Genomic DNA, 18,343 nt, shown 5'->3' on the forward strand with positions numbered 1-18,343 from the left:
AAAATGTAGTTGTATCAGAACTAAAAAAATCACTATTCGCCCCTTTTGTTCTCAGTTTTCCAGAAACCTCATAGTTACAGTTTCAGATTTAAAAGTTATCATGTTACTGAGGTGAAAACAATGTTTTTCAGCCCAATGCTACTCCATAAGACTGCTACCCCTTTCGATAACGATCATTACTACTCGGAACCAAAAATGGATGGATTCCGTCTAATTTATTCTCATATTGCAGGAAAAAAGAAATTATATACACGTCATAATACTGATGTCTCAAACCGTTTCCCGGAATTACTGGACTTGGATATTCCTAATGGAACCATACTGGATGGTGAAGTAGTTCTAACGGATGCAGCAGGTAAGCCAGATTTTGAAGCTGTAATGAGTAGATTTTCTTCGTTTAAAACGGAAAAGGTGCAACAATTATCTCAATTGGAACCAGTCTCCTTTGTTGTTTTTGATGTTTTGGTTCACAGCAGCGAAAAAGTAACCCACCTGCCCCTTTATCAGCGCAAGGAACTCCTCGACATGCTAATTCCCAAAAATACCCCCGTCCTATCAAAGATTATGAGCATCCATAGTAACGGTAACGCTTTATTTAACCTCATTAAAGAACAAGACCTAGATGGCATTGTACTAAAGAGGAAGGACAGCGTCTATGAGGTCGGCAAACGGTCCCATTCCTGGCTCAAGGTGATTAATTACCAGGTTGCCAATGTGTTAGTTAAAGGGTATCGAAAAGACGTATTTGGGTGGCTCCTGGCCTTTGAGGACGGCCGCTACGCAGGAGTAATGGAACTCGGGGTACCAATTGAGGAAAAAAAGAAAGTTTACCAGATGCCTATAATCGATGAAAACGAAAAATTTGCTTTTATCGATCCATTGTCGTGTACCATAAAATACCGAAATATCACAAAGGCTGGTCTACTACGGCTGCCGTCCTTTGTATCAATGAATAGCTAAAGCCCTTCACAATACGAAGGGCCTTTCCTTTTACCAGAAAACACCTAAACCTTCTATGGGGCGGTTATCAATAGCTCTAACCTGCTCCGTTATGTCGTGTTCCTGGTCCACTACTACCTTTTCAATTTTAGTATCTCTGTAGCCAGTTTCCCTCTTGATTTTCTTAATCTGCTCATAGGCCACACTTGGGATGTTGGTTCTACTATTTGCTGTAAATTCTCCTCTTACGTATGTTGAATTCCCTTCAATATCCAGTGATAATTCTAAGCTAAACCTCATGTGACCTACCTCTTTATTTCAAAGTACCATATCAATTCTCGGACCAATTTCACTTCAGCATCATTTCGTATATGCGCAATACGACTGCGGGACAGGTTAAGCATTTTCCCAATTTCCTCAAAAGTGGCCTTCTCTTTGTTTATACCGTAAATTGAATCCAAAACGAATACTTCTCTTTCTGATAAGATGTATTTCATCATAGCATAAAGTCCAATGAATCGTTGGTAATCTTCACCTTTGTTCTGAAGCAATTTTATATAAGGTCTGGGTTTAAAAAGTACAGGCACAAAATTAGGACTTTTTACTGAGTCGACCATATCCATAAAGAAAATTGCGTTATCCTTTGTCATCAATGTTTCAAAATCCATCTAATTACTTCCCCTCAGGTATGTATCTTATAATATTTAGATGGTTGTTCATTTTTTCCTTGTGTCGTATTTGTGAATTTAAAAACTAGGACGGAGTACCAAACCTGTGGGCCAATCAAATGGGAATATTGACTGTATTCTCATCAGTTGTAATTCTTACCATCAAACTTTCTTTCAAGTAATTGCCACTCAATTCTATATTGTATTCATAGCTATGGAACCGACCAAAAACCCGCTTGGCACCTTGGGGGTCCAGAAAAATATTTACATTGGAACGTGCCTCTATCATAAGCAATATTGGTGAAATGTCGGAAAACTCTTTTTGGAAGAAATAACACTCTTCTTTTAAATCCATGAATTTGACTAGCATTAGATGCCTCCTAAAATAATTGGTTAAACCCCTTTTAGCATGCATCTTATTGTTCCAGTCATGCAAGACTTACAAAAATAAATGGCAGCTGTCATGGCTGCCTCATGGACTATGTTTAAGCTTCCTCATCTAACGCCCCCGTTACTTTAAGTACATTTCTTAAACTCTTTTTCCTCCAAAATAGCTTATATCATTCCTATCAGCGATAACATAGTGATATTACAAAAACTTAAAAGTCTTATATGAAATTCCATTTGCTTCTAAGTCACTACAAAGGTACCAATCGCGAACTTCCTTAACTAACTTCAGAAGGAATTCCAGAGTAGAGTAACCACATTTAGAAACAAATAAAAAAAGCCTTCTTCTAAGCCACTTAGGAAAGCTTTTTTATAAGAAGAAGGTGCCGTTATTATCGTCCCGTAGAGGTCCGTTTTTTTATTAAAAAATTTTGCGAGTGGATTGGTAAACGTCATTGGCATTCCAGGCACGACCACCCTCCCCCCTCTTCAGCAGCCACCGATTGAAGAATAGTACAAAGAATAGCTACTCTTCCTTTTAGAGTAGCTTAAATATAATTCCCTTCCACAATTACCTGGTTCCGTTCTTTGCCCTAATCAGTGTGCTCTTGCTAATCCCTGTAGTTTCCTCCACCTGCTTATAAGAGTGTGTTTCTAGTAGCTTAAGAGCCAGTTCTATTTGTGCTTTTTTGAATTTCCTTGGTCTTCCTTCTTTATAATCACCCTTCTGCTTGGCAATTGCTTTCCCTTCCTTGGTCCGTTCCACAATTAAATCCCGCTCAAACTCCGCAAAAGCTAAAAAGATGTTTAGGATCAGTCTGCCGGTGGGAGTATCCTCGATGATTCCCATGTTTAATACGTGTACCCTTACACCCCGTTCAAAGAGTTGCTTGATGATAGTAATCCCATCAATTGCGGATCGTGCGAACCTGTCCAGTTTAGTTACGATTAACGTATCACCTGCTTTTACCGTTTTTATCAGCTTTTGAAATTCTTCCCGTTCAGCCTTGGTTCCAGTAAACTTCTCGGAGTAGATCTCCTCACAGCCAGCATTCCTCAATTTTTCCAGTTGCCCTTGTAAATCCTGGCCTTGTGTACTAACCCTTGCATACCCGTATATCATATCAATTTCACCCCTTTACTTTTGGTCCTAAGTTTTGACACCTGTTGTTACCTTGATATTACACCTTCCAGACTTTGGAGTCAAAACTTTTAAGTTATGATACTATTTATATCCATTTACTTTAGAAATGAAAAAAGTCCCCAACCAAATTGGAGGGGATTATACTGCTTTTAAACTTGAATCATTAATAATTACACTAGAATATAATTATTTGTTTTATGATAAAGTGGGTGTTAAAGATTGTTACTGGTATACGCACAATTCCAACAATGTTGCATTTCTTCCCTCTCTCTATTGAGCAAGGCCAACCAAACTAGCCGTCTTTGGATCATAGGTTACATTTGTAATTGATCCATCTCGAATACGACTCACTGCTTCGTCAATCACTTGTAGCGGCACAAGGAACCATTCCTTAGGCTGAACAGGGTGGCCAAAGCGGTCATGAATGGTAAGATCGAGCTGAGCAGGTGCAAAAATTCTGTGGAAAATACTCTCCAGTTTCGTACGGTTGATGCCGGCTAGTTTATAACTGGCGACTATTTCGACATCCGCTAGCAAATAAGTAGCCTCATGTTCCGCATTGGCGATGCGAGTTTCAACTTTACCGCCTGTTACGCCAATCTTGTGAATCAGATTGCGGTGCTCCGCAACGAAGGGGTGATTGGACAGGCTGCGCAGAACATATATGGTACCACTTTCGATATCACCTTCATCCCAAATTTCACTAAACAAAGGTCCAACATCTGGATCGGTCAAGCGGCGCCCAGCCTCGTCTTTGTAGAGTGCTCTCTGCAATGACCTCAGTAGGAGATTACTTTCGGTACCGTTGGAGTAAATGACTCTTAGTCGAGCATCAGGATGGCCATTTGGAGCTTTGAATTCATCCCCCTTCTCAGCCACATAGACAAGTTGGCCGCCCAAAATAAAGAAGTTACCTGTATTGACACTTGCATCCTTACCAAATGGACGCGTTTGTCGAACCCCAGTATTGAGTTCACGCTCAGTCTGCTCAAATAACGGCCTGAAGAAATCGAAATCCTCACACTTCTCTCTTTTTGCGATTTCCTCGGCCGCCCGTATTTCGGAGCGTGGGCGGACATGGCGTAGTTCTGTTATGCCGGAAGAGTCTGCCACTTCGAGCTCAGCGAGCAAATTATCGTCATCCATCGATATCTCTGGGCCGACTCGTTCAATCTCTACCCCTTTCAGTAGCCCTTGATAATCGAATGATTCAAGAAGAACTCTACATTCCTCCTGCTTACGTAGACAATCGAGTCGTACAGCGTACAGCCTTTCAAAGATATTATTGTCTTCACCATGTTGGGGAGTACGGCCGTTCTGCTCGACAAATTGCTGAATTTCCTCAAACCCCGAGATTATGCGTTCCTCACGTGGTGAAAAAGAGCTTTTCTTTTGTATTTCCTGCTCCACACCAAGCTCATCGAGTAGTTCGTCATCAGAAAGATTAGCCATTTATATCCCCTCCATTACCTCCTGCTGCCTTTTGTTTCGCAATATATTGTCTCAAGGCTGAAACACCCTCGGCCATTCGCTTTTCCCAAGGATCTTTAGCATTTATGTCCGGAAGTCTCCCCCGTTCCTTCTTAAATTGGAGAGCCCGTTCAGCCAGCGCTCTAGCTTCCTCATAGGGAATGCTAACACGTTTTCCCGCAATGGCGGCCGCTACCTGTTTCAGACTGTCCTCGCTTATTGCTTTGGCGAGGATTGCATATGCCTCACTGAATGGATTAATGCGATCAATGAGATCGATGTCCAGTTCACGAACGTCCATCACGAACTTGCGCACCCCATCAATGAGCGAAGTGTTAGCGGCAGATTCACTGCTTCCACCATTCGCAGTTTGCTGGGCTTGTTGCGCCACGTAAAGGGCAGCGATAGCGTGCTGGCGTACCGCTTCCTGATCCTCAAAGTCGAGGTCTGGGTACTTTTCCTTGATGATTTTGCCCATACGAATCTGAGTCAACTCTTCAGGCACAATTTCACGGTCAAACAAGCCACGCTCTATTGTGGTCTTGTCTTGAACGAATGTTGCAATGACTTCGTTTAGGTCCTCTCGACAAATTCGTGCGGCTTCCTCGCTCTTTGGGTCAGAAAGACCCTTGATCTCGATTTGTAACTCCCCTGTTTGATGGTTGTAACCGACATTGGACATTCCAGGGTTATAACCGCTCTCACCATAGTCGAACCCTTGTACCGGACCACTGGCTGAATTCTTCGGCTTGAACTCAAAGCGAGGCGCAAGAACCTGCTCCATCAGCAAACTGGCAGCAATGGCCTTCAAGGTATCGTTTACGGCCTCGGTAACTGCCTGCTCGGATGCATCAAGTTCCGCGATGAGGTTAGTGAAACGGGCACGGCTTTTGCCCGGTGCGTCGCGGGTCGCACGGCCGATGATTTGTACAATCTCCGTGAGACTTGCTCGATAGCCAATCGTCAATGCGTGCTCACACCAAATCCAGTCAAAGCCTTCCTTCGCCATACCAAGGGCGATGATGATGTCAACATGATCACGGTTATTCTTATGCGCTGGGTCTTTCAGAGCTGCTGATACACGGTCGCGTTTGGTAGGATCATCATCCACCAGGTCGGCGATCCGGAGGATTCGGCCACCTGTCGTCTTAACAAGCTGGAAACCGGTCGCAGGATCAGTCCCTTGCCACTCTCCCAGTTCTTCGATGATGTATTCGACCTCTCGGATCTTGTCCTTCGTGCTCTCGCGCGAATTGACATTCGGGATATGGACGATGGTTTTTTCGGCCGGGTCGAGAACCTTGAGGATATCATCTGTGTAAGAACCCGAGTAAAAGAAATAGCCAATGTCGAGCTTCTTAAGATACTTGTAGCCATTGAGTTGCTCGTAATAAGTATAGGTGACTGTATCAAACTTTGACTCATCCTGCGGGGATAACACTGCTTCTGCATCCCCACGGAAGTATGAGCCAGTCATCGCCACAATATGAACACGATCGCGTGCGATGAACTGCCCGAGATGCAAGCCGAGTTTGTTGTCAGGATTGGCCGAAACGTGGTGGAACTCGTCCACGGCGATCAACCTGTTGTCGAACGCCTCAACCCCAAATTTGTCGACTGCAAACCGGAAGGTAGCGTGGGTACAGACTAATACTTTATCCTCACTTTCGAGGTATGCACCCACCGAATTAACCTTCCCGCCATTATCCGAACCAGGTGCGTTACATAGGTTCCATTTCGGCTCCACTCTCCAGTCGGCCCAAAAGCCAAACTGGCTTAAGGGTTCATCGTTGAAGCTAGAACCGATTGACTTTTCTGGGACTACAATAATGGCCTGCTTGAGCCCTTGATTATGGAGTTTGTCAAGGGCGATGAACATAAGCGCACGGCTTTTGCCTGATGCGGGAGGCGATTTGATAAGCAGATACTGTTCACCACGTCGCTCATAGGCTCTCTCCTGCATTGGACGCATGCCGAATTCATTATACTTCGTTGCACTACCATTCCCTTCATAATTTACAGAAATGGATGGAACAAAACGGTGTTGTTCATTATTATTATTCATTCTAACAATACCTCTTCCTTACGGTTCTTCTTTAGGGCTATAGATTGCGTATATCAGGAAATGTGTCCATAACGTCTACCGCTACCCATGACCCTTACTTCGGATAATCTGTCTCCGAAAGCAGTCTCAAAATCATCTGCTTCCAACGCTCGCAATATAAAGTGTTCGCCGGACCGCTGGAAAACCAGAATTTTCCCATCATAGATATCAAATCCATGCGTTTCCGGAATGGGTAAAGTAATCTTCTCCATCATATTGTTACCTAATCGCAAATTTTTCGAATCGCTTCCAGAAGGGGTTTGAAATATAACATTCCCAATCACGGAATTTGGTTGCAATTCAGCCGGTGGATTAAACCCAAAATATCGTGACATGCCTCTAGGGAAATCAATTTGATTACCAGGCCTGTTTGGTCCACGATTCTTTGTTACATAGCCAGCCTCAATCCAAAAAATCTCTTTCTCTCCATAATGGACGTCGTCTCTTAGCTGATTTCCAAACACTTTTCTGGAGAACGAGGCATTCCATTTCTCCTCATATTCATTCAAAATATCGGCCACCGGAGTAGCTGCCTGCCAAAGAGATTCAGCTCTTAAAATGGTTTTACCTAGGTGAAAATGTTTATATCCTTTGTCGATGCAGCCATGGGTGTAGAGAGAGGTCCCAGCTTCGATGCTCTTACGAAGCCCGTTAGAAGAAAAGTTCCCCGAACCAACAACCATCCCAAACCAATTATCATCATGATTAAGCATTAGCGCCATTTTCGCATGGAAATCACGTCGCGGAACAAATCCCTTCTGATTAACAACCCAGTCACCATCATATATACGAATTTCAGATTTTTTTTGATTACACAAATATCGAAGTGCCTGGGGCTGAGTTCTTCCATAGTCGATTCCAAACAACCATCTTGATGGCGTGCTTTCCCAAAAGTAATCCCCTAACTCCAGTTCGAAAGAAGCAACCCCTGATTGAGTGGCATAAGCATACACACCTAAAAAATCTGATGTCTTTATCCGTTCGTGAATACGTTTTATTTCTGAAATAGTCGATGGTGAGTCAGCATCGTGGTGCAAATAAGTTCTTGATAACAATTTTAACACCTCATTTTCAGACTTATTAATATTTTCTAAGCTCCCGTAACTTTGCGATTAATTATCCTTGAATAAAGTTCAAATAGCTTTTCCAATCGCTCTGTATCATTCTTAAATTGACGCCCAATATAAATCCTTTCCAAGGTCTCATCGTTTCGTTCATGCGCACTACGCAGGTCTTCCGGCATAGAATCCGGATCATATAAATCAGCAATCGTTTTTGGATAATGCCGTTCCCTTGCCAAAAGGATTTCCTCTGCACACCTCGTCAGATCGATTTTGTTCTTTTCTGTTAATTTCGGAACAGGAAATGTATTCCATCCAAGTGTATTTGAATATCTAAAATCCGTCTTCAACTTCCCGCATACAGTAGCGACCCAAACCAGGTGCAAACGTGAGGCAATTAAAGCCATATTCCAGAGAGGTGCATCATATAAAGCAAAAAGCAGGTCGCTAACAATCACATTCCCGTCCAACAAATCAACTGGCAAATATGGCCTTCTTTCGGATGAAACCTTTGCTACAACGAGCGAATGCCTTTTTGCTGTCCCAGCAATCTGTACAAAACGATGTGGACGTGTGGCAAAATCACGAGTAGATTTTGCTGAACTTTCCAATCGAAAATCTCTTACTTTCGCTAGAACTGTCTTTAAATATGGGTGCTCACTCGCGAAATCAGCATCGTCATCATCAATCCAAATGCACCATCTAGGTTTACCCTGAATCATTTGTTCTGACCCAAGGTAAAGATGAATAAACCTCTCAACCTCTGGGAACTGCTGCAACACTTTCTTCCTCTCGTCACCATCCAATACAAAAGCCCCTCCATCTCTCGGCATATTCCCGAAAAGCATTGGCGAAGTTCCGGAAATAGGACTACGGGCTTGATTAACCGAGTTAACACGACCAGGAACAAGGTATGCGTTTATAAAATCGACCTGTCTCTCTATGACAGATCCATTTTCCCCTAAGGTGAATAATCGCCGAATTGGCCGTGGGTTTGCTCCGATACCAACTATGACCACAGTTACCCCAGCATTATTGCTTGCTAAATTTGCCCATTTGAATGATGTGTGCGCAAAAAGAATTTGATGACCAGTTTCAAAGATGGCAGGCCAAAGGATTGGCACCTGTAACCCTTGACAAATCGAGTTTGTAGATACAAAGGCAGAAATGGCATTAGTTCTGGCTCCATATTCCGCAGCCTTCATGAACCAGCCTGCGACATAGTCAAGGGATTTCCAGCTGATTCCCTTGCTATCGAAGATAGCTTTTAGGTCAGCTTTTTGCTCATCCGATTGCCACTTACTCCCTAAATATGGTGGGTTACCACATATATAGGTCTCTCCGCCTTCATTTTCGAAGTCGATTTCTGCTTGCTCCAATGGCGTGTTGAAAAGATCATCGGTGTGAAATTTCACATCTGTTCCAGTCGACGGCCAGATACTCAACCAGTCCATTTGAAGGGCATTACCGCAGGTTATCCAGTTTTCAGATGAGAGCGGTAGAAATTCAGACAGAGCTAGTTGCATTCCTCGATAAAGAACATCACACTGAAACTCAGCTATAATGAGGGCTAAGCGTGCAACTTCGGCCGAAAAGTGGCGTAGTTCTATGCCACGAAAGTTGGTCAATGGTATATCACTTTTACGTCCATGTTCTCCTCGTCTTTCGTTAATGGAATTTTCAATCTCTCGCATCTGCTTGTAGGCGATAACTAGGAAGTTGCCTGATCCGCATGCGGGATCAAAAACTCGGATCCTCGACAAGCGCTTGCGCAGATTGAGTAACTTACGATGGTTGTCCCCCGCAGCTTCAAGCTGCGTTCTCAGATCATCCAGGAAAAGCGGATTGAGTACCTTCAGAATATTTGGCACGCTGGTGTAGTGCATACCGAGTGCACCACGTTCCTCGTCGTCCGCAACTGCCTGAATCATAGAGCCAAAAATGTCTGGATTTATCTTAGTCCAGTCTAGACTACCAATGTGCAGCAAATAGGAACGAGCAATCTTGCTGAACTTCGGAACATCAGCACTGCCCGAGAATAGTCCACCGTTCACGTAAGGGAATGCGTCAGCCCAGCGTGGTAATTTTGCTTTCGGGCGATTCACAATCTTCGTGTTCATGGCTCGGAAGATTTCGCTAATCACTTCATGCATGTTCGAGGCATCGCGTACGCTCATCTGTTCAATTGTCTCGGTAAACAGATCGGTCCTGCTAAAGATGCCGGTGTCATCTGCAAAAAAGCAGAAGATTAGCCTCGCCATAAAGTGGTTCATCTCGTGACGCTTTTCTGTGCTTCCCCATTGCGGGTTATCCTTCAACAACTCAACATAGAGCCTGTTCAACCTGCTCGTTGCCTTTATGTCGAAAAAACTCTCGGGTACATGCTTAAAGGTCGTGATTCCGGCAAGTGGCAAGAAAAAGCCAAAGTGATCTGGGAAATCCTGATAAACACATGCAACTGTCTCGCCTGACTCCAGCTCCTCTGCCTCAAAGTCTACACCGTCAGTAGCTAGGATGTAGCGTGCCTTGGACTTGGTAGTTGCCCGGCTTAATCTCAGTGATACAAGGGTCTTTGTTATTTCGCCTGGTTGGGCGACTGCGATATGGATGTTGTTGGTCTGCAATACGCCGCCGATATCGGACTTATTCGATTCACCTGAACGCAGGCGCTTGATAGTCGTCTCTTTGTTCCCGAATGCCCGCAAAAAGGCAAACGGAAACTCAGCCTTGTCAAAGGGCTGGATTGCCAAATCGGAGACAGCTGCTTCAATTTCAACTGGGTTCATTAATGTCCCCTCCTGATTTAGATTCTTTAGCCACATGAGCCCTTGCTCTTTGTGACCACAATAAAAAAGTTCAAAATATGTCGATTATTTATACCGTCTTTAGCCGGTTGATAGTTAACTAGTATGACAATGCTAGACATCTTGTCTACTACTCAAAGCAATCATATAAAGCTTAAGGATTCACAATGATAAATACAAAACCTATTATAACAAATAAGCCAATAGTTTTTAAAACCTTAAATAAAAAAGCCCAGCATCGTGGCTAGGCGGTTTAGTAAATATGCATTTAGTACTTTTCGTTCACGGAGGGGTCAATAAATCCAAACTCTATTTTCCCATTAAATCCACCTTGCAGTTCCTTCTTCTCGACAAAAGCACCATTCGTTTTGGCAATGAATTCCGATGCCTTCAGCCGGTCTTTCATGTCAGCTTCTTCATCTCTCATAATCTCTGTCCAAAACCGCTTTGTTTCCGTTATATCAGCAATTAAACCTACATCCAATTGTTCATTCCGCTCTTTGATGTACTCTAGTACCTTAGCATTTCTGAGCAGACGGCTAGCGTTTACTTCCGCAGCATTCCCTTCTGCCTCATAACCTGCACGTAAATAACTAGCTGTTGCATTTCCCGTCTCAATGTAATAATCCGCAAACCTTTTTTGCTTAATATTCAAATCAACCATCATTTCACATCCCCCCTTAAAAACACAGTATTCCTATCTATATTATATCACGTATATTTATTTCAATTTTGGGATTTATTCTGAAAGGCGTTTATTGATATAGTCTCTTAAAATTTTTTTCTCAAGTCTCCCTTTACCAGATACACCTTCTTTTAAGAGCAAGTCTATAAAAAGGGATAATTGTTCGTAATCGTGTTCATTGCTATACTTCACTAACAATTCCCTTTTTGCTGCTTGGTTCTTTGAACTCGCTGTATAAAATGCTACCTTGCAATGTTCAGAACAGAACCCGTTATCCTTGTGATCATCAATATAGAATTTGCCACATCTTTTTTTTCTACATCTTCTTACCATTTTCCCAGCAACTTTATTTAAAGCTATTTTCAGGTAAAGTGCAGAGAGCAAAGACTGGTATTCCCATCCGAGAGACCACTTTCCTCCATCCCAGATTGGGGCAAGATGAGCGCCCTTTAGCTGTTCCCTCCAAAAGTGGTTAACAGGAAACGAAACCTCGCCTTCCGTATCAAGATTCGTTCCGATTGTCTCTTCCACTGCAGTTGTCTTATCTAAAAGGGTTTGGTAATCATGGACTGCCTTTACAAATAACTGTAGCGGTTCCATCCAACCATATATACCCATTTTCCGGGGATGCCGGTACCAATTAGAATATTCTACTTGATTGATTAATCGACTGTATTCAAAACCCTCTAAACCTTCTGCTTTGCAATATTTGGGATGTGCCCAAAGTCCCAGTAATCCAAATCGGTTAACAAAGTTAAGAATTTCAACCTTTTTATTTACATCTATCCTGGCTAAGGCTACTTCAGGTGAAACATTATTTTCAGTTGGCTTATTTGGCCTTTTTGATAAGCCTTCTATTTCTAAAGGATTGTAATATGTAACTTCTTTTCTTCCATCTGAAACGATACATTCAATTCCATTAACCATTTCAAACCTATATATTACTTTCCGCCATGTACTTTCCCATTGAAATGCATTTTCAACCATATATCGCACCCCCTAAAAAAGTAATCCCTTGGTAATCTTTTAGGATTACCTTTTTAATTTTACACTAAAAACAACAACAATGTTAGGGGGTGAAGACAATGGTTCTAAAAAATATGGACATTCGAAGTGCAATTGAAGATGCAGGTCTATATTATTGGCAAATAGCGTTGAAATATGGTATTAACGACGGAAACTTTAGCCGGTTACTTAGAAGAGACCTAACCAAAGCCCAAAAAGAAAAAATCATCACGATCATAAAGGAATTAAAGGATTCCAATAACAAGACAGGATAGAGCAAGAAAATTCAGACTAACTTTGATGTGTAGGAGTGATTGTTCATGTCAGTAATTATTGACGAAATTAATAGAAGATTATCTGTCATCACCGCTTTAGAAAAATATACTGATGTCAAGCTACCAAAAATTAATACAAATAAAAAGCAGTTCCAAATCCGCTGCCCTTTCCACAATGACCATACGCCTTCCTTTACAGTATATGCAGTTACTAACTCTTGGTATTGCTGGGCGGGCTGCGGTGGTGGAAACGTCATAAATTTGGTAAGTAAAGCTCTGAATATTACTTATGAGCAGGCAAAAAGGGTCCTCATAAAAGATTTGCGCCTTGACCCAGTTAACCTTGCTCATGCTATCGATTCAGGTGAACTTAAAATACAAGGAAGCCTTAAAGAATTTTACGATAACTGCGGAAAATACGCTGACGCCTTATCCGATTTAAAACGGATTTATGAACAGGAAGCGTTAACTATTGAGGACTTGACCAGCATGGAACAAAAAGCGGATGTCTACCATAACCTGTCCAAAATTGATTATTTTGAGCCATTAATCAGAAATGGTAGTGTCGAGGACAGGATTTATGCCATGAGAAGAATAGGAGAAATGATTAACGATGCCAACAAACAATTTAACTAACCTTTCACCAAACGATCTTTCGTTGATAACAGGCTTCAATAGAGATGAAAGCTATATGGAAGAATGGGAAGAACCGGTCTGGTACGAACAAAATGAGCTACCAGAGTTTAATGCTAGTATCTTTCCAAAATGGTTAATGGACTTTGTTATTGCTGTAGCTGAGTCCACACAAACAGCAGTGGATATGGCTTGTATGGCCGCTATTACAGTTCTATCAATAGCATCAGCAAAGAATTTTGTAATCAATCCTTATGGTGACTGGTTTGAACCGTTGAACACCTACTGCATTACTTTACTTGGACCAGCAAACAGGAAAAGTTCCGTTCATCGTGAAATGTGTCTGCCGATGGTCAGTTTTGAAAAAGAAGAGAACGAGCGATTAAAGCTTGAATCAATGAAGAATGAATCCACTAGGCGTACGCTGCATAAACGAATTGAGCATCTTGAAGGAAATTACGCTAGAGACGGTGACAGTAGCATCTTTGAGGAAATCACGCAGATACAACAAGAACTGGATGGCCTGCCTGAACTATCTCCTCCAACTTTTATTACCGATGATGCTACTCCCGAAATCTTAGTCACCTTAATGAAACAAAATCGAGAAAGAATTGGTTTAGTTTCTGCAGAAGCCGGTCTGTTTGACATGGTTAAAGGACTTTATAGCGGAAAAATTAACCTTGAGGTTTACCTTAAAGGACATTCAGGAGATTATCTTAGGGTTGACCGTAGAACTAGAACAGAGATTGTAGAATCTCCGTGTATAACTATTGGAATTTTCGGTCAACCCGATACAGTAAAAAATTTACCTCCTATATTCCAGGGTAGAGGATTTATGGCCCGTTTCCTTTACTCACTTCCAAAAGATTTGAAAGGATACAGGAAGGTACGTCCTGAGTCCATTCCTGAGGATGTTAGGGCCACATACAATAAAAATATTAAATTACTAATGAAACAATCTATGAAAAAACCTTTGGTCCTAACTTTTGACGCTGAGGCAGATCCCTTATTTGCTGATTATCAGGAACGAATTGAAAACGAGTTACGTGACGGCGGATCGTTATCAAACATACCGGAGTGGGGAGGAAAAATTGTCGGAAATATTGCTCGGATTGCAGGTTTACTCCATATCGCCAATCAACTGGATATTGATGATAGTTTAGAGTGCATACCGGAAAAAATTAGCTCGGTAACAGTTTACAAAGCGATATTGCTTAGTAATTATTTCATTCAACATGCACAGGCAGCTTTTGGCACGATGAAAAACGATAACCAAAATAACGATGCTAGCTATCTATTAAAGGTCTTAATAAGAAGATACAGGAAGCTCTATGAAGAAATTGGTCACTATGATTGCCTTATCCCATTTAGGGACGTCCAACAACTAGTAAAAAAAAGGTTTAACACAGAAGAACTTAACACAGTCATAAATGAATTGGTAGAAAGAGGATTTATTAAAAGAGCGTTGCTCGCTTCAAAGAACGGAGATAGGCAAAAAAAGTTCATTCAAATCAATCCATATTTTTTAAAACAGATCCCCATTACCCCAATTCCTGAATAAAGATTGATATATCAAGGATTTATGAAATAGTCATATATCCCCGTCTTTCCCCCGCCGGCCCCATACGCCCTTTTTTGGGGGACATGGGGGAAACGACAGATATACTAGCCAATACAAATTTTGTTGATAAAATAGGCTTCTGAATCATGCGGGGGTAATGGGACCCATTAAAAGGAGAGATTAATAAAATGCTTTCGACAAAAATATATGATAATGACCGTCAAATGAAGCTGGCCTTAATAGATGGATTCCTATCTAACCAAATTGAGCAGAATAGATTAATAGAAGAAGGAAAAACACGATTAGCAATTGCAGATACAGATAATAGCAGGACTCTTGCTGCGGCATTAATACAGTACATCTGCTATGAATTGTCACAGTTGGAACATTAATGATAGGAGGAGCGCACACATGAAAAAAGCATCAGAATTACCTGAGGTTTTAGAAGTAAAGGATTTACAAGCTTTCCTTGGGATTGGTCGTGGGCAAGCCTACTCATTAGTCAAGTCTAATTCTTTCCATGCTGTAACGGTAGGCAAACGTATACTGATACCCCGAAAATCATTTCTAACATGGTTTGAAGGCTCTACTGAAGACCCTTTGGCAACACATCCTGTTAAAGAAGAAAAAGTGGAATTCTAACATTTGGTGCGTTTAAGAGATTAAGAGAAAACCACTGGACCCAAGCATATGCCTCCCCTTTTTGTAAATAATTGTATATTATCTAAGTAGGTGCATATTGCTTGGTGTCCAGCTGATATAAGAATGGAGGTAATTAAATGGCTGGCACTGGTTATCCAAAGCAGGATAAAAAAACAGGAAAGTGGATCTTTGTGATAGAAACCGGGAAAGATTCCAATGGGAAACGGACCAGAATAAAACGTTCCTTTAACACAAAAAAAGAAGCGAAGATAGCGATGGCAGAAGCTTTACTTGAGGTAAAAAATAACAGAAATAAACCAAACAATGTCCAGATTTCGGTAGGAGAATACCTATCCTATTGGCTTGAAAACTACGCAAAAACCAACACGAAACCTAAGACCTATGCCGAATACGAGAAAATTGTCAGAGCCCATCTAAAGCCGTCTCTAGGGCACATAGAGCTCCAAGAATTGAAAAGCACCCAGTTACAAAACTACTACAAAGAGAAATTGAACGTATTATCAGCTCAATCGGTCACCCATCATCATCGCGTTCTCTCAAAAGCCCTGAATGATGCCATTGACTGGGAGTTCATAGAAAAAAACGTGGCTAGAGGGGCTAAACCTCCTAAGCCATCCAAACGGGAAATGAACACCTATAGTGTTGAACAGCTCAATTTCCTGCTTAAAACAGCAAAAGAAAGAACTCCCGTGTTCTATCCGATTATGTATGCTGCTGCTCATACAGGCATGCGCAAAAGTGAGTTAATTGGCCTGACTTGGAAGAACGTTGACTTTCACACGCAAAGGCTCTATATACGGCAAACCATCACAGAAGCAAACGGTCAATATTTTTTCAATTCTATTCCTAAGAACGAAAAGCCAAGAGGGATAAAGTTAACGGCTGAACTGGCAAAGCTACTGGGGTCACTCAAAGAAGAACATGAGAAGCAAAAGAAAATACTAGGGGATGGCTTTAATCCTCATAATTTGGTCTTTTGCAACTCTAAAGGGAACATCATGGCCCCATCTGAAATATCTAGAGCATTGAAAAGAGCCATTAAGGCAGCCAATCTACCAGATATTCGGTTTCATGATTTACGCCATTCCCATGCAACTATCTTACTTCAAGCCAATGTTCATCCAAAAATCGTCAGCGCGCGTCTAGGACATTCCAAGATTTCGGTGACCATGGATACCTATTCACATCTGACCGATTCTATTGAAGGGATTGCGGTAGACACTTTAGACACCCTCCTGGAATAGCGGAAGATGGCACAAAAAGAAGAATGGCACTTTTTGGGCACTTGCCAATAAAAAAAGACCGAGTGCCCTCTGGTCTATGTATTTAAGGAATTCGCTAGAACCCTTGAAAGTATTGAGTTGGCGGGACTGCGTGGGAATCGAACCCACCAGACCTGGCACGCAGGTCTCAAGCAGTTTTGAAGACTGTGGAGGACACCAGTACCCCATTCAGCCCCATAGAAATAGGAAGAGAATTTTTCACATTTGTGGTTAAGTTAATCTATTCTGATATTATCACCAAACATAAATTAATAAACTACCACGGTCTTTATTATGTAGGAATTAATCACTATTTTCAAGTGAAAAATTTGTGTCACAAATAATAACCAGTCTTTTTCCAAGACTGGTTATAGCTATTTTAATATATTACTGAAGATTAACTTTTATTGTTTTATCACTCCAGAAGCTTGGTGTGTATTGTAATTGTAATCGAGTATCCCCTACAGGCTCCTCAAACGCTATAGTACCAGATACCGATCACCTGGCGCTAATTCTCCTGATTGTAAAGAAGTATCAGAATCAACTGTTGTAAATCCCATATCTTGAATTTGACCTTGACTATTTGCCATCTTAAAATCAAATGGGTTGTAGGAAATATTTTGATCACCAGCATTCTGAATTTGAACCGTTACAATTATATATTCTTTCCCTTGCTGTGGAGTATCCAATTCAGTACCATTCGATTTTTCAACTTTTGCAACTGTTAAGACATTCTTTCCTAACTGTACTGCTTCACCAACTGCAAAAACATCTTTCTTTGCTTCTTTTTTTACTTCTTCTTTTTTCTTCTCAGGTGCTGCAGCTGTCTCTGTAGCTTTGGCTTTTGAATCTATCTTTTTAGGAGTAGCATCCTCTTCTCCCCTGCCACTTGCAATACTTCCAATAATGATCACTGCAAGTAACCAGACCCACCACTTCTTATAAAATGGTTTTTTCACCTTTTCCGCCATGTCGATTTCCCTCTAATAAGGTAATATTTTGTAATTTTACGAAATAATTGTATACTCATTTACCTAGTTATCCCTACGACTTTAATCATTGTAGGAAATAATAGTTTTTCAAAAGTACTTTTACTTGGTCCTTTATGACGATTACTTGTCATTGTGTCAAAAAAAAGTCTATAATAAGATGAAAAAATAGTTTTTGTAGGTGAAAAAAATGCAGCAGTTGAGCGGTTGGTTTTTGTGGTTTATCCTATTTTGGGTTGTTTTTCTAGTAGGTTCATTCGCCATCGGCGGATTTTTTATGTTCCGTAAATTTTTGAAAAAAATGCCTAAAGACGATGGCAAGTCCGTAATGGATTGGGAAGAACATTATGTAAATGAAACCCGTCACTTATGGGGTGCTGAAGAAAAGGCACTACTTGAGGATTTGGTCAGCCCTGTCCCTGAGCTTTTCCGCGATGTTGCCCGTCATAAGATTGCTGGGAAAATTGGTGAGCTAGCGCTTAATGAGAAAGTCGAGAAGATTACCGAGGAACTCGTCATTCGCGGCTACATACAAGCAACACCAAAAAGAGATCATAAATTTTTACGCAAAAAGCTTTTTGAAAATCGAATTGATGTTAAGCCGTACGAGCATTTATTCTAAACCGTCCAACTTGGGACGGTTTTTTATTTTTCTCGAAATAGCAAAAAACACTGACCCAAAAGCGGATCAGT

The 18,343-nt window shown here is 41.4% G+C and carries 19 protein-coding genes and 1 tRNA gene; 8 read left to right on the plus strand and 12 right to left on the minus strand.

The features are described from left to right. Positions 1-120 precede the first annotated feature (120 nt). The gene (locus tag RCG25_RS17215) at positions 121-960 is read left to right on the plus strand and encodes an ATP-dependent DNA ligase (protein WP_308080048.1); all 840 of its coding nucleotides are present in this window, start codon (positions 121-123) and stop codon (positions 958-960) included. A gap of 30 nt (positions 961-990) precedes the next feature. Here the strand turns inward: RCG25_RS17215 and RCG25_RS17220 are convergent, their stop codons facing one another. The 10 genes from RCG25_RS17220 to RCG25_RS17265 form a co-directional block, all read right to left on the minus strand. Next, positions 991-1,239: a hypothetical protein gene (locus tag RCG25_RS17220; RefSeq protein WP_308080049.1), complete on the minus strand. Its 249-nt coding sequence runs from the start codon at positions 1,237-1,239 to the stop codon at positions 991-993. 5 nt (positions 1,240-1,244) lie between these two features. Next, complete coding sequence (locus tag RCG25_RS17225) at positions 1,245-1,607, minus strand: sigma factor-like helix-turn-helix DNA-binding protein (protein WP_308080050.1); 363 nt, start codon at positions 1,605-1,607, stop codon at positions 1,245-1,247. Positions 1,608-1,722: 115 nt separating this feature from the next. Beyond that, entirely contained in the window at positions 1,723-1,977 is a 255-nt protein-coding gene (locus RCG25_RS17230; protein WP_308080051.1) for a hypothetical protein, read from the minus strand. A gap of 588 nt (positions 1,978-2,565) precedes the next feature. Beyond that, positions 2,566-3,117: a recombinase family protein gene (locus RCG25_RS17235; protein ID WP_308080052.1), complete on the minus strand. Its 552-nt coding sequence runs from the start codon at positions 3,115-3,117 to the stop codon at positions 2,566-2,568. 291 nt (positions 3,118-3,408) lie between these two features. Further along, positions 3,409-4,590 (minus strand): GIY-YIG nuclease family protein, encoded by a 1,182-nt coding sequence (locus tag RCG25_RS17240; protein ID WP_308080053.1) that lies wholly within the window; start codon positions 4,588-4,590, stop codon positions 3,409-3,411. Continuing rightward, on the minus strand, positions 4,583-6,673 hold the full coding sequence (locus RCG25_RS17245) for a DEAD/DEAH box helicase (RefSeq protein ID WP_308080054.1): 2,091 nt from the start codon (positions 6,671-6,673) through the stop codon (positions 4,583-4,585). Before RCG25_RS17245 ends, RCG25_RS17240 begins: the two co-directional genes overlap by 8 nt. Positions 6,674-6,726: 53 nt before the next feature. Then, positions 6,727-7,767: a phospholipase D-like domain-containing protein gene (locus tag RCG25_RS17250; RefSeq protein ID WP_308080055.1), complete on the minus strand. Its 1,041-nt coding sequence runs from the start codon at positions 7,765-7,767 to the stop codon at positions 6,727-6,729. Positions 7,768-7,802: 35 nt separating this feature from the next. Next, positions 7,803-10,559 carry a class I SAM-dependent DNA methyltransferase gene (locus RCG25_RS17255; RefSeq protein WP_308080056.1) on the minus strand — a complete coding sequence of 919 codons (2,757 nt, stop codon included), beginning with the start codon at positions 10,557-10,559 and terminating at the stop codon, positions 7,803-7,805. A 286-nt stretch (positions 10,560-10,845) separates the two neighbouring features. After that, on the minus strand, positions 10,846-11,244 hold the full coding sequence (locus RCG25_RS17260) for a terminase small subunit (protein ID WP_308080057.1): 399 nt from the start codon (positions 11,242-11,244) through the stop codon (positions 10,846-10,848). A gap of 72 nt (positions 11,245-11,316) precedes the next feature. Continuing rightward, positions 11,317-12,249 carry a hypothetical protein gene (locus RCG25_RS17265; RefSeq protein ID WP_308080058.1) on the minus strand — a complete coding sequence of 311 codons (933 nt, stop codon included), beginning with the start codon at positions 12,247-12,249 and terminating at the stop codon, positions 11,317-11,319. Between the two features lie 98 nt (positions 12,250-12,347). On the opposite strand from RCG25_RS17265, the gene RCG25_RS17270 reads away from it, so the two are divergent. The 6 genes from RCG25_RS17270 to RCG25_RS17295 all read left to right on the plus strand — a co-directional run bounded on the left by RCG25_RS17270 (position 12,348) and on the right by RCG25_RS17295 (position 16,643). Continuing rightward, positions 12,348-12,542 carry a hypothetical protein gene (locus RCG25_RS17270; RefSeq protein ID WP_308080059.1) on the plus strand — a complete coding sequence of 65 codons (195 nt, stop codon included), beginning with the start codon at positions 12,348-12,350 and terminating at the stop codon, positions 12,540-12,542. Positions 12,543-12,587: 45 nt separating this feature from the next. Then, positions 12,588-13,178: a CHC2 zinc finger domain-containing protein gene (locus tag RCG25_RS17275; RefSeq protein WP_308080060.1), complete on the plus strand. Its 591-nt coding sequence runs from the start codon at positions 12,588-12,590 to the stop codon at positions 13,176-13,178. Further along, positions 13,156-14,736, plus strand: coding sequence for a YfjI family protein (locus RCG25_RS17280; protein ID WP_308080061.1), 1,581 nt, complete (start codon positions 13,156-13,158; stop codon positions 14,734-14,736). Before RCG25_RS17275 ends, RCG25_RS17280 begins: the two co-directional genes overlap by 23 nt. Before the next feature lie 188 nt (positions 14,737-14,924). Further along, positions 14,925-15,128, plus strand: a complete 204-nt coding sequence (locus tag RCG25_RS17285; RefSeq protein WP_308080063.1) for a hypothetical protein — start codon at positions 14,925-14,927, stop codon at positions 15,126-15,128. 19 nt (positions 15,129-15,147) lie between these two features. After that, positions 15,148-15,378 carry a helix-turn-helix domain-containing protein gene (locus RCG25_RS17290; protein WP_308080064.1) on the plus strand — a complete coding sequence of 77 codons (231 nt, stop codon included), beginning with the start codon at positions 15,148-15,150 and terminating at the stop codon, positions 15,376-15,378. Between the two features lie 137 nt (positions 15,379-15,515). Beyond that, complete coding sequence (locus RCG25_RS17295; protein ID WP_308080065.1) at positions 15,516-16,643, plus strand: site-specific integrase; 1,128 nt, start codon at positions 15,516-15,518, stop codon at positions 16,641-16,643. Positions 16,644-16,761: 118 nt separating this feature from the next. Here the strand turns inward: RCG25_RS17295 and RCG25_RS17300 are convergent. Further along, positions 16,762-16,858 (minus strand) — tRNA-Sec (locus RCG25_RS17300). A 282-nt stretch (positions 16,859-17,140) separates the two neighbouring features. Continuing rightward, entirely contained in the window at positions 17,141-17,632 is a 492-nt protein-coding gene (locus tag RCG25_RS17305) for a DUF4352 domain-containing protein (protein WP_308080066.1), read from the minus strand. Positions 17,633-17,840: 208 nt separating this feature from the next. Here RCG25_RS17305 and RCG25_RS17310 point away from each other — a divergent pair, with 208 nt between their 5' ends. Then, positions 17,841-18,272, plus strand: a complete 432-nt coding sequence (locus tag RCG25_RS17310) for a DUF2621 domain-containing protein (protein WP_308080067.1) — start codon at positions 17,841-17,843, stop codon at positions 18,270-18,272. Positions 18,273-18,343 lie beyond the last annotated feature (71 nt).

The sequence above is a fragment of the Neobacillus sp. PS2-9 genome (assembly GCF_030915525.1).
Lineage (GTDB): Bacteria > Bacillota > Bacilli > Bacillales > Cytobacillaceae > Neobacillus.

Excerpts from the sequence above, each read along its gene's own strand:
- RCG25_RS17215 (WP_308080048.1), top strand. The coding sequence starts at position 121 with ATGTTTTTCAGCCCAATGCTACTCCATAAGACTGCTACCCCTTTCGAT.
- RCG25_RS17220 (WP_308080049.1), bottom strand. The coding sequence starts at position 1,239 with ATGAGGTTTAGCTTAGAATTATCACTGGATATTGAAGGGAATTCAACA.
- RCG25_RS17225 (WP_308080050.1), bottom strand. The coding sequence starts at position 1,607 with ATGGATTTTGAAACATTGATGACAAAGGATAACGCAATTTTCTTTATG.
- RCG25_RS17230 (WP_308080051.1), bottom strand. The coding sequence starts at position 1,977 with ATGCTAGTCAAATTCATGGATTTAAAAGAAGAGTGTTATTTCTTCCAA.
- RCG25_RS17235 (WP_308080052.1), bottom strand. The coding sequence starts at position 3,117 with ATGATATACGGGTATGCAAGGGTTAGTACACAAGGCCAGGATTTACAA.
- RCG25_RS17240 (WP_308080053.1), bottom strand. The coding sequence starts at position 4,590 with ATGGCTAATCTTTCTGATGACGAACTACTCGATGAGCTTGGTGTGGAG.
- RCG25_RS17245 (WP_308080054.1), bottom strand. The coding sequence starts at position 6,673 with ATGAATAATAATAATGAACAACACCGTTTTGTTCCATCCATTTCTGTA.
- RCG25_RS17255 (WP_308080056.1), bottom strand. The coding sequence starts at position 10,559 with ATGAACCCAGTTGAAATTGAAGCAGCTGTCTCCGATTTGGCAATCCAG.
- RCG25_RS17260 (WP_308080057.1), bottom strand. The coding sequence starts at position 11,244 with ATGATGGTTGATTTGAATATTAAGCAAAAAAGGTTTGCGGATTATTAC.
- RCG25_RS17265 (WP_308080058.1), bottom strand. The coding sequence starts at position 12,249 with ATGGTTGAAAATGCATTTCAATGGGAAAGTACATGGCGGAAAGTAATA.
- RCG25_RS17270 (WP_308080059.1), top strand. The coding sequence starts at position 12,348 with ATGGTTCTAAAAAATATGGACATTCGAAGTGCAATTGAAGATGCAGGT.
- RCG25_RS17275 (WP_308080060.1), top strand. The coding sequence starts at position 12,588 with ATGTCAGTAATTATTGACGAAATTAATAGAAGATTATCTGTCATCACC.
- RCG25_RS17280 (WP_308080061.1), top strand. The coding sequence starts at position 13,156 with ATGCCAACAAACAATTTAACTAACCTTTCACCAAACGATCTTTCGTTG.
- RCG25_RS17285 (WP_308080063.1), top strand. The coding sequence starts at position 14,925 with ATGCTTTCGACAAAAATATATGATAATGACCGTCAAATGAAGCTGGCC.
- RCG25_RS17290 (WP_308080064.1), top strand. The coding sequence starts at position 15,148 with ATGAAAAAAGCATCAGAATTACCTGAGGTTTTAGAAGTAAAGGATTTA.
- RCG25_RS17295 (WP_308080065.1), top strand. The coding sequence starts at position 15,516 with ATGGCTGGCACTGGTTATCCAAAGCAGGATAAAAAAACAGGAAAGTGG.
- RCG25_RS17305 (WP_308080066.1), bottom strand. The coding sequence starts at position 17,632 with ATGGCGGAAAAGGTGAAAAAACCATTTTATAAGAAGTGGTGGGTCTGG.
- RCG25_RS17310 (WP_308080067.1), top strand. The coding sequence starts at position 17,841 with ATGCAGCAGTTGAGCGGTTGGTTTTTGTGGTTTATCCTATTTTGGGTT.